The 4,972-nt window shown below is 73.0% G+C and carries 3 protein-coding genes; 1 reads left to right on the top strand and 2 read right to left on the bottom strand.

Features of this window, described 5'->3' with window-relative positions:
• Positions 1 to 154 precede the first annotated feature (154 nt).
• Complete coding sequence (gene pgi / locus VR45_RS17320) at positions 155 to 1,816, bottom strand: glucose-6-phosphate isomerase (RefSeq protein ID WP_045940675.1); 1,662 nt, start codon at positions 1,814 to 1,816, stop codon at positions 155 to 157.
• Positions 1,817 to 2,083: 267 nt separating this feature from the next.
• Positions 2,084 to 3,667: a Na+/H+ antiporter gene (locus tag VR45_RS17315; protein ID WP_078896602.1), complete on the bottom strand. Its 1,584-nt coding sequence runs from the start codon at positions 3,665 to 3,667 to the stop codon at positions 2,084 to 2,086.
• Between the two features lie 266 nt (positions 3,668 to 3,933).
• Between VR45_RS17315 and VR45_RS17310 the strand changes: the two genes are divergently transcribed.
• Positions 3,934 to 4,842, top strand: a complete 909-nt coding sequence (locus VR45_RS17310; RefSeq protein ID WP_045940674.1) for an NADP-dependent oxidoreductase — start codon at positions 3,934 to 3,936, stop codon at positions 4,840 to 4,842.
• Positions 4,843 to 4,972: the final 130 nt, after the last annotated feature.

The following is a 4,972-nucleotide window of genomic DNA, read 5'->3' as shown; positions in this document are numbered from 1 at the left end:
CCCTGGCGGCGCACAGACAATCGGAAGGCCCCTCGCGCGAGCGGGGGGCCTTCCGGCGTTTCCGGGCACCCCCGGGGCACCGACGACGACCGGGCCGCCGCCCGCCGAAGCGGACGACGGCCCGGAAGAGTCCGGCCACCGGACCGGGCGGGCCTCAGCGGCCGCGCAGCTCCCGGTAGCGTGCCACCAGCGCGGCGGTGGAGCTGTCCAGCTGCTCCGTGCCCTCACCGGTCAGCAGCACCGGCTCGATCCGCTTGGCGAGCACCTTGCCCAGCTCGACGCCCCACTGGTCGAAGGAGTCGATGTTCCAGATCGCGCCCTGCACGAACACCTTGTGCTCGTAGAGGGCGACCAGCTGGCCGAGCACCGAGGGGGTCAGCGCACCGGCCAGCACGGTGGTGGTCGGGTGGTTGCCCCGGAAGGTCTTGTGCGGGACCAGCTCGGCCGGAACGCCCTCGGCGGCGACCTCCTCCGGCGTCCGGCCGAAGGCCAGCGCCTGGGTCTGGGCGAAGAAGTTGGCGAGCAGCAGGTCGTGCTGGGCGACCAGGCCCGGCAGCAGGTCGGCGACCGGCTCGGCGAAGCCGATGAAGTCCGCCGGGATCGTCTTCGTGCCCTGGTGCAGCAACTGGTAGTAGGCGTGCTGGCCGTTGGTGCCCGGGGTGCCCCAGACCACCGGGCCGGTCTGCCAGCTCACCGGCTTCCCGTCGCGGTCCACCGACTTGCCGTTGGACTCCATGTCGAGCTGCTGGAGGTAGGCGGTGAACTTCGACAGGTAGTGCGAGTACGGCAGCACCGCGTGCGCCTGGGCGTCGAAGAAGGCGCCGTACCAGACCCCGAGCAGGCCGAGCAGCAGCGGGACGTTCTCCTCCGGCGGGGCAGTGCGGAAGTGCTCGTCGACCAGGTGGAAGCCGTCGAGCATCTCCCGGAACGCGTCCGGGCCGATGGCGATCATCAGCGAGAGGCCGATCGCCGAGTCGTAGGAGTAGCGGCCGCCGACCCAGTCCCAGAACTCGAACATGTTCGCGGTGTCGATGCCGAAGTCCGCGACGCCCTCGGCGTTGGTGGAGAGCGCGACGAAGTGCTTGGCGACCGCGTCGGTGTCCGCACCCAGCTCGGTGAGCAGCCAGTTCCGGGCCGAGACCGCGTTGGTGATGGTCTCGATGGTGGTGAAGGTCTTGGACGCGACGACGAACAGCGTCTCGGCGGCGTCCAGGTCGCGGACGGCCTCGTGCAGGTCGGCGCCGTCCACGTTGGAGACGAAGCGGACGTCGAGGTCGCGCTGGGTGAAGGAGCGCAGCACCTCGTGGGCCATCGCGGGGCCGAGGTCGGAGCCGCCGATGCCGATGTTGACGACGGCGCGGATCCGCTTGCCGGTGTGGCCGCGCCACTCGCCGCCGCGGACCTGCTCGGCGAAGGCGGCCATCCTGTCCAGCACCGCGTGCACGGCGGGGACGACGTTCTCGCCGTCGACCTCGATCACGGCGTCGCGCGGGGCGCGCAGCGCGGTGTGCAGGACGGCGCGGTCCTCGGTGGTGTTGATCCGCTCGCCGCGGAACATCGCGTCCCGCAGGGCGGCGACACCGGTGGCCCCGGCCAGCTCGCGCAGCAGTGCCAGGGTCTCGTCGGTGACGAGCTGCTTGGCGTAGTCGATGTGCAGGTCGCCGACCTGGAGGGTGTAGCGGCGGCCGCGCTCCGGGTCGGCGGCGAACAGCTCGCGCAGGTGAGTGTCGCCGAACTCCTCCCGGTGCTTGGCGAGGGCGGCCCACTCCGGGGTGCGATCCAGCGGGGTACGGGCGTCGGCGCGGGTCTCCGACATCGGTGGCTCCTCGTTTCCTCGGGTACAGATACCGGCAGGTCCGGGCGGGAGGGTTTCGCGCGGCCGTGCGGGTCCTGGGGGTGCGCCGACTCCGTTGACGGCCTTGCCCGGGGTCAGCCTATGCAACGCCGGGGGCCCCGGCGCACATTCCGTTCGTCGGCGTCCGGTCGGGGTTCCCGCTGTTCGGGCGGGCTTCGCGGGGTGGCCGTCCGGCCGTCACGGTCCGTCCGTCCGACCCGCCGTGGGGTCGCCCGGACGGACGGGCCGTCACTTCCGTTCGGACCGCAGGTCGAGGCCGCGCAGCACCCGGTCGACGAGTTCCGGGTCGGCGCCGGGCTCGGCGCGGGCGACCAGCATCTCGCGCCGGGAGGCGGCGATCATCTCCTGTTCGACGCTGTGCGCCGCGCGCCACTGGGCGAGCCGCAGCTTGGCCTCGCTGGCCTCCTCCTCGGCGTAGTTCTCGGGGCAGAGCCGGGCCAGCCGGTCGTGCTGACGGTCCCGCAGGCGGTCGGCGACCTCGGCGGGCAGCTTGTCGGCCTCCTCCAGCTCGCCGAGCCGGCGCAGTCCGGCCTTGGCCGCCCGCCACCACAGCAGCCGGACCTCCTGCTCGTGCCGGTCGTGGTCGAGGTCGAGGTGCAGCCGCTTGGCCATCCAGGGCAGGGTGAGGCCCTGGACCAGCAGGGTGAAGAGCACCACGCTGAAGGCGATGAAGACCAGTCGGCCGCGCTCCGGGAAGGCCTCGCCGGTGTCGACGGTGAGCGGGATCGCGAGGGCCAGGGCGACGGTGGCGACCCCGCGCATCCCGGACCACCAGAGCACCACGCTCTCCTGCCAGCTGATCGGGGTGTCCTCCTCGGAGTCGGCCCGCAGCCGCCGGGAGAGCCAGCCGGCCGGGAGCAGCCAGAGCAGCCGGACCGCCACCACGACGGCGATCACCACGGCGGCGTCGCCGAGCATGCCGGTCCAGCCGGAGCCGGCCTCCTTGAGGACGGTGGCGAGTTCGAGGCCGATCAGGCCGAAGGCGAAGCCGGTGATGAGGATCTCGACGATCTCCCAGAAGGCGTTGCCGACCAGCCGGTAGGCGACGGCGTCGGCGTCGGCGGCCCGTTCGGCGAGGTAGAGGCCGCAGACGACGACGGCGAGCACGCCGGAGCCGTGGATCTCCTCGGCCAGGCTGTAGGCGGCGAACGGCACCAGCAGGTTGAGCGCGACCTGCTGGGTGGGGTCCTCCAGGTAGGAGGCGAGCTTGGTGTTGGCCCAGCCGAGGGCGACGCCGATGACGACCGCGAGCACGGCCGAGAGCACGAAGCGCAGCACCGCGTCACCGCCGGAGAAGTCGCCGCCGACCACGGCGTCGATGGCCAGCGAGTAGACGACGATCGCGGTGACGTCGTTGAACAGGCCCTCGCTCTCCAGGATGGCGACCAGTCGGCGGGGCAGTCCGACGCTGCCGGCCACCGCGACGGCGGCGACCGGGTCGGGCGGGGAGACCAGGGCGCCGACCGCGATGGCGGCGGCGAGCGGCAGGCCGGGCAGCAGCCAGTGCACGGTGCCGGCGACGGCCACGGTGGTGACCACGACCAGGGCGACGGCGAGCAGCAGGATGGAGCGGATGTTGGCCTTGAAGTAGCGGACCGAGGAGCGCCGGGCGACGGCGAAGATCAGCGGTGGCAGGACCAGCGGCAGGATCAGCTCGGGTTCGATCGCGATGTCCGGGATCTGCGGGATCAGCGCCATGGCGATGCCGAGCAGGGTCATCAGGACCGGCTGCGGCACCCCCGTCCGGCGGGCCAGCGGCATGGTCACCACGGAGGCGAGCAGCACCAGGAAGAGCAGGGGCAGCTGGCCCACGGGAGGTCCTCTCGATGGCGGGCGGGTGGTCGAACGCGGATGCGAGCCGAACTACGGATGCGGATGCGGACCCGGAGCACGGACCCGGACATGGCCCGGGCCGCCGTCGAGGATAAATCTGACAATGATCTCAACTCGGGCGACACGCCGGAGAGGGGTTGACCTCAAGCGCGCTTCAGATTCGATGATCGGAGCCTCGCCGTTCGGACCGACAGGGGACCGCGGCACCCGGCAGGACCCGACAGCACGTGACAGGAGCGCCCGGCATGAAGGCAGTGACCGTCCCCCGGTTCGGCGGCCCCGAGGAGCTGCGGGTGACCACCGTGCCCGACCCCGTCCCCGGCCCGGGCCAGGTCCGGATCCGGGTCTACGCCGCCGGGGTGCAGCCGGTGGACCTCGCGATCCGGGAGGGCCGGGCGCCGTACGGCGTCGAGCTCGTCCCCGGGCTGACCCCGGGCAACGAGTTCGCCGGGGTGGTCGACACCCTCGGCCCCGGCGTCGACGGCTGGGCGGTCGGCGACGAGGTGCTGGGCTTCCGGGTGCTCGGCTGCGCCGCCGAACTGGTCGTCGCCGACGCGGAGCGGCTGGTGCGCAAGCCGGCCGGGATGCCGTGGGAGCACGCCGGGGCGCTGTCCGCCTCCGGGCAGACCGCGCACGTCGGGCTCACCGCGCTGAAGGTCGGCGAGGGCGACACCGTGCTCGTGCACGGCGCCGCGGGCGGGGTCGGCACGGTCGCCGTCCAGCTGGCCCGGGCCTGGGGCGCCACGGTGGTCGGCACCGCGAGCGAGCGCAACCACGAGTACCTGCGGGCGCTCGGCGCGATCCCGGTCGGCTACGGCGAGGGGCTGGTCGAGCGGGTCGGGGCGGTGGCGCCGCAGGGGGTGGACGCGGCCTTCGACCTGGCCGGGCGCGGGGCGCTGGAGGCCTCCGTCGAGCTGGTCGCCGACCGGTCCAGGATCGGCACCGTGGTCGACTACCCGGTGGCCGCGCGGCTGGGCGCCGTCGGCATCAGGGGCGAGCGGACGGCGGCCCGGCTGGCCGAGCTGGTCCGGCTCTGGGAGGCGGGCGGGCTGCGGCTGGAGATCGCCGAGACCTTCCCGCTGGAGCGGGTGGCCGACGCCCACCGGCTGGTCGGCACCGGGCACGTGCGGGGGAAGGTCGTCCTCGTCCCCTGACCGGCACGGCGGTCCGGACCGTCCGGGGGGGCGGTCCGGACCGATTGTGTGTTTCCGCCGCTGACCAGGTAAAGTCTCTCCCGTCAGCAGGCGCCGCTAGCTCAGTTGGTTAGAGCAGCTGACTCTTAAT

This window comes from Streptomyces sp. NRRL S-495 (genome assembly GCF_000966955.1).
Classification (GTDB): Bacteria; Actinomycetota; Actinomycetes; order Streptomycetales; family Streptomycetaceae; genus Kitasatospora; species Kitasatospora purpeofusca.
This window is presented reverse-complemented; position numbering and strand designations above follow the sequence as displayed.

Excerpts from the sequence above, each read along its gene's own strand:
- pgi (WP_045940675.1), bottom strand. The coding sequence starts at position 1,816 with ATGTCGGAGACCCGCGCCGACGCCCGTACCCCGCTGGATCGCACCCCG.
- VR45_RS17310 (WP_045940674.1), top strand. The coding sequence starts at position 3,934 with ATGAAGGCAGTGACCGTCCCCCGGTTCGGCGGCCCCGAGGAGCTGCGG.